General features: G+C 52.6%; 4 protein-coding genes. 2 read left to right on the plus strand and 2 right to left on the minus strand.

Annotated features, from left to right (window positions below):
- Positions 1 to 443: tetratricopeptide repeat protein (locus EJP87_RS13605; RefSeq protein ID WP_130472413.1), on the plus strand; the 443-nt coding region annotated here is incomplete at its 5' end.
- 447 nt (positions 444 to 890) lie between these two features.
- Here EJP87_RS13605 and EJP87_RS13610 read toward each other — a convergent pair.
- Together EJP87_RS13610 and EJP87_RS13615 are read right to left on the minus strand one after the other, a co-directional pair.
- Entirely contained in the window at positions 891 to 2,132 is a 1,242-nt protein-coding gene (locus tag EJP87_RS13610; RefSeq protein ID WP_130472414.1) for an efflux RND transporter periplasmic adaptor subunit, read from the minus strand.
- On the minus strand, positions 2,129 to 3,394 hold the full coding sequence (locus tag EJP87_RS13615) for a TolC family protein (RefSeq protein WP_130472415.1): 1,266 nt from the start codon (positions 3,392 to 3,394) through the stop codon (positions 2,129 to 2,131). The genes EJP87_RS13610 and EJP87_RS13615 overlap by 4 nt, the downstream gene beginning before the upstream one ends.
- A gap of 154 nt (positions 3,395 to 3,548) precedes the next feature.
- Between EJP87_RS13615 and EJP87_RS13620 the strand changes: the two genes are divergently transcribed.
- On the plus strand, positions 3,549 to 5,435 hold the full coding sequence (locus tag EJP87_RS13620; RefSeq protein WP_227657646.1) for a carbamoyltransferase C-terminal domain-containing protein: 1,887 nt from the start codon (positions 3,549 to 3,551) through the stop codon (positions 5,433 to 5,435).
- Positions 5,436 to 5,568 lie beyond the last annotated feature (133 nt).

Consider the following 5,568-nt stretch of genomic DNA (forward strand, 5'->3'; position numbering starts at 1 on the left):
ATTTTTTGCAGAACATCCGCCAAGATTATGATCGAGCGGAGGAGTTGTATGAGCGAGCGTTATCCGCCGATGCGAATGATGCCAATAGTTTGGGCAACTACGCCGGTTTTTTGCTTGGCCGAGGAGAGTTGGCAGAGGGCAGCGCATTTTTGCGCAAGGCATTGGTACAGCCGAATCTGCCGGAAGCGCTTCAGTTGGAGCTCTGTTTTTATCGTCTGGCGCATCTACCAGAGGAGTGGGCGGAAGCCTTGCTTCTGACAAAAACTCTCCTCACCAACAAGGTGCGCTCTCCCGGTTGGGATCTCTCAATCAACTGTCAGCAGGCCGCGCAACAAAACCATCCACACAGCGCCTTTCTTAACCATCTGGCCCAGGTGATCGCCAACACTGCAGAAATCGAAAGCCTCACTCCCTTTGCTTGCTGGAATACTCTCGATTTATAAAATTGCCCGTTTTGCTCATCTTAAACTTTTTGATTGTCTTGAGTGCTATGAGCTCGTTGAACTGATTGCGAAGATGGGTTACGTTTATTGAATGGTTTGCGCACCGTTATGTATCTAATATCGTTTAAATAACAATCTGTTCTGTGAGAGCAGTAACATCTTGTTTAATACCCTCCCATGGAACGTTGATGACCCTCTCTTTGCCTATCCTCGCCGGCAGAGGTTATGGCTATGTGGTCGGATATTATAAACGAAAACTTGGCGCGTTCCCGCAAAGTGGCCTCTAAACCGCAAAGGGTGAGTCGGGCGTCCGCCCTCCCAAAGCGTGCCCCTGCGGGGCACAGACGCAGGAATCTGTCCTGACCTGCCAGGAGGAGATAATCTCCTCCTGGACCTCCCTAATGGTTGTTCTGTTTCGGATAAAAAGGCAGAACATAACCAATTTTCCTATTCATGCGCAAAATGTCCCATCGCAGCCCGTAAATTTGCCTCCGCATCAATCAGAAAATTTGCCCGTATCACAACCCTCTCGCCCTCTTTTACCCCTTCCAAAACCTCCGTATAACCATTGCCGCGATTGCCAGTCCGAATCACACGCGGCTCATATAGCCCCTCACCACGCTCTACCAATACAACCTGACGCGAACCACTATCCAAAATCGCCGAATCAGCAACCATCACCCCTTGCTTGGTCATGTTCGGATTGCTCAATTGCACCGTCGCATATAATGATGGTCGTAATGCCCCACCCTCATTGGCTAACTCAATCCGTACCTTTACCGTGCGCGTCTCCGGCGTGAGCAGAGGATAAATAAAGGAGACCTTGCCTGTAAAACTCCGCCCAGGCAAACTGTTAATGGTTACCTCAGCCGACTGCCCTACCTCTACCCAAGGCAAATCCTGCTCAAATATCTCCGCGATCACCCATACAGTCGATAAATCCGCAATCCGATACAATACCTCCCCAGGCATCACCCGCATGCCTCGCAACGCACCCTTTTCCAAAATAACCCCAGAAGCCGGTGATTGAATCACCATCCGCTTCTCCGCCTTGCCCTCGCTGCGTAACCGCTGTAACGGTCCCTCACTGATCTGCCAGTTGCGTAAACGCGCCAGGGCCCCTTCCGCCAACTGCTGCGCCGTGCGCCGCGTCTCCTCATCGGCTCCCTGCAAACTTTTCTCCGCCCGCAAGGCCGCTAAATACTCCTCTTGCGCTACCTGTAACGCCGGACTATACAAGGCCAATAACGGCTCCCCGCGCCGCACTGTCTGCCCGCTGGCATCCGCATACAACTCCTCAATCCACCCTTCATACCGTAAAGAGACAATATGCAGCCGTCGCTCATCTACCTGCACCGTGCCCAAAGCACGTACCGAACGCGCTAACGGACGTATCGTGACCAGCTCGCTCTTTACCCCCAATTTTTGCACCTTGTCTATGTCAATGCGTACCGAACTGCCCGACGCAGCCCCTCCCTCATCCGCATAGACCGGTATATAATCCATCCCCATCGAATCCTTTTTGGGTACCGGTGAGGTATCCGGCAAGCCCATCGGATTGCGATAATAAAGAATTTTTTTATTCTCTCCCTGAGCGCTGCCACCGCTCTGTTCCACAGCCCCTGACGGGTTTGTCAACAGTCCAACTATCCCAATCGCCCACAACAAGCGCCATCCTCTGCTCTTCACAATGCACCTCCCACCAACCGCTCAATCTCCGCCAAGCGCACCTGCTGCTCAAACTCTCCCTTCAACAGCTCAATCTGAAATTTTTTCAACCGCTGCACCGCATCCAAAACCATTAATGCCTCGCTGTTGCCGGTCTCATAACCTTTGAGCGCCGCCTGCAAGGTGATGCGGGCTTGCGGCAACAGAGTGTCACGGGTGATTTGCGTAATTTGTCGTGCCTCCTCTAAAGCTGATAACGCCTCACGCAAGGCACTCTCCACCCGCAACTCCTCCCCTTGCAAACGCTGCTGTGCCGCCAAGCGTTTGCTGTTTGCCTCCTGCTCCACTGCCCGACGCCACTCTCCCTGCCAAGGCAGATTGATGCGTACCATCGCTTCATAACCATCCTGACTTCCCTCATCCCGGCGTTCCACCAGACCAAAACCCAGCTCCAGATCCGGCCAACCACTCTTCTCTGCCAAACGCAGACCCTCTTCCGCCGCCTGTACACGCGCCTGACTCATGTGCACAGCCGGATTTGTGCTGCGAGCGCGTGGTAAAAGTTGTTCAAAAACAAGTGATTCAGGTACAGGAAGAGGTCGTAAAGTCGGATGTTCCACTAAAGGAGCATGAGCCGGTCGGTTGAGCAGGGCGTTCAAACGGGCACGAATACGCTGCCGCTCTTTTTGTAAACGAACCTGCTCCATGCTCATATTGCCTCGTTCTGCCTCGGCCATGGTGGCCTCCTGCATCATGGCCTGCCCATGTTGATAACGAAAGCGAGCATAATCCACCACTACCCGCACAATACGCAGCAACTCTTCGGTCTGTTCCTGTGCCAAATGGACGCGGTGATAGTCGGCATAGGCGACCTTCACCTTCATTTCCAGTTCGAGCAGGCGCTCTTGATGTTGTTGTCGCAACTCCTCCTCTTCGGCCATCGCTACCGCCTTGCGCAGGTCACGCTTGCCCCAAAACGGGATCTCTTGTTGCAAGGTATATTTGGTGGTGGCGACGCGACCAGGCCAGCCAGAGCTGTTTTTGCTGATTTCATCAAGGGTAAGCAGCAATTTTGGTTCCGGCAGGGCATCAGAAGCGCTGGTTCTGGCAGCCGCAGCTTCGGCATCGAGCGCTGCCGCCGCCAGATCAGGGTTCATTTGCCGGGCGATGGCGAGCAGTTCATCGACTGTGCTTCCCACAGATGGCAAGGGCTCTTCAGCCCCGCTCAAAGTGCTGGTCAACAGAAGCACAAGCCATCCCATGCGCAGAGGTGATTTTTTCATTGTACTGTTTCCAAGTCTGTTGCTTGTGGCACTGAATATTCAGGCAATTCACAGGTGTAAAGTGTATACAGTTGCGGTTTTTGCCTTGAATAGGCATCATACAGGGAGAGCAGGATCAAGGCCAGGAATGGATACTAGGGCAGGGTGAGTGGTGATGGTCATTTTAGGGTTGCATCTCTTTCATGATGCCAGCATGGCTTTGTTTGTGGATGGACAACTGCTGGATTTTGTCGAATTGGAACGGATTCGTCGGCAAAAGCGGGCCAGTTTTCTCAGTTCGGCAGAGATTCTTGCGTTTCTTGCAGCCAATCATCTTGCGCTTTCTGATGTGGATGTCTGCGCCATCTGTATGGGTGAGGTTGCGGAGAGAGTGGTATTTTATGATTGGTGCGGTGATCTACGCATCGAACATGGTTGCAGTGGGATTATTGATTATCAGGACTATCTGGCGGGAGCTCTTGCCGGAGTGGTGCCGGTGCCTATGCTCTCCCAAGAGGGGGAGACACCGGCACGAGTTGTCTATTTTGAGGGTATGCAAACCTATATTCATCAGGATAATTTTGCCCATTCCAGGGATCATATCCGCAACGAGGCGGTATTGGCAAAAAATTTACGCGCCGCCATGCTCAGTCGCATACAGTTTTCCATAGCGGGCGTCTCGCCACGAGCCGCTTTTTTTGTATCGCATCATGCAGCGCACGCGCAATATGCCCTCTCATTTAGTCGCTTTCACAGGCCGTTGTTGGTGACGGCCGATGGCTTGCTGGGCGAAAGTTTTTTGGGGGGAGGTATCTATTTTGCTCGTGATGGCGGTCTTTATCCGCAGATTGCCCATGCCTCTCCGACCAGTGCCATCTATTGGCATTTGGGGAGCTTGTTGGGTTTTAATGATCAATCTGGTCCTGGAAAATTGATGGGGTTGTCGGCATATGGTCTGCCGATCTATTCCGATGAGCGCTATGTGGGCACTATCAGTCAGTTGCGCAATCGTGGTTTGATCCCGGATGTCAGGAATTATACACGCGCCTTCAAAAGATATTTTATCGATAAAATTTGTCAGGAGAGCGGAATCACCCACGAGCAACTGTTCAACCGTTTGCTGGCATGGGATCGTCTGAGCCATCCCCCGGAGTTGCAGGCCAATATTGCGGCCAGCATTCAGGATATGTTTGCCAAAAATATAATCGATCTGCTGGATGCTGCGGTGACCTTTGCCAGGCGCGTCAAATACTCTTTTGATGGCATCTCTCTTTCTGGAGGTGCCTTTTTGAACTGTCCGGTCAACAGTTTTTTGTATAGTCGCTATGGCAATGTGGATCTCTCCCCGGCTGTCAATGATGAGGGGATTGCGTTGGGAGCGGCTTTGATTTTTGTCAATGATGCTAAACCTGGCTCCTTTGCGGGCAATTTGGCTCCGCAGAGCGCCTATCTTGGTCGACAGTATGATGTCGAAGCCTGCATGAAAAGAGATTTTCCCCGTTATAGTGAGCGCTTGCGGGTGGTGGGTGAGGTGGATCCCTTGCAATGGTTGGCTCTGCAACTGCACCGCAACAAATGCTGCGCTTTTTATCATGGCAGAGGGGAGATCGGACCGCGTGCCTTGGGGCACCGTTCCATTTTGGCCAATCCACGGGATTGTGCGCTGGCCGCACAAGTCAACCAGATTAAAAATCGCGAACAGTGGCGCCCCCTCGCCCCCATGGTGAGCAAAGAGAGCCTGCACCACCATTTTAGCGGGATACCAGAGGACTCCTATTATATGTTGTTTAACGCCCGCGTCAAAAATCTTTGTCTGCCCGCCGTGACCCATGTGGATGGCACTGCACGGGTGCAGAGTGTAGTGCCCGAGAGTGGACCCGTGTATGGATTGCTCAAACAGTTTGCCCGCTATTCTGGAGTGGAGGTGTTGCTGAATACCTCTTTTAATGGGCGCAACGAACCGATTGTCGAGACCCCTGGCGATGCTCTCGAATCCTTTGTACGCATGCCTTTGGATTATCTCTATCTGGATGGCTATCTGTTGGCCAAACGCACTGAATAATAGAGGGGTGTGGTTGGACAATGCAGGCGTGGATGCGTTGCCGTTATCCACGCCTTTTTGTAACTATTCACCACCCAAAACAACTGCGGGTCCAGGGAGGGCACCTCCCTGGCCGGGTCCAGGGATGGAATCC

The sequence above is a fragment of the Candidatus Magnetaquicoccus inordinatus genome, assembly GCF_004217665.1.
GTDB classification, from domain to species: domain Bacteria; phylum Pseudomonadota; class Magnetococcia; order Magnetococcales; family Magnetaquicoccaceae; genus Magnetaquicoccus; species Magnetaquicoccus inordinatus.

What these genes read in the sequence shown, in the direction of transcription:
- EJP87_RS13615 (WP_130472415.1), bottom strand. Translation starts at nt 3,394, where the DNA reads ATGAAAAAATCACCTCTGCGCATGGGATGGCTTGTGCTTCTGTTGACC.
- EJP87_RS13620 (WP_227657646.1), top strand. Translation starts at nt 3,549, where the DNA reads ATGGTCATTTTAGGGTTGCATCTCTTTCATGATGCCAGCATGGCTTTG.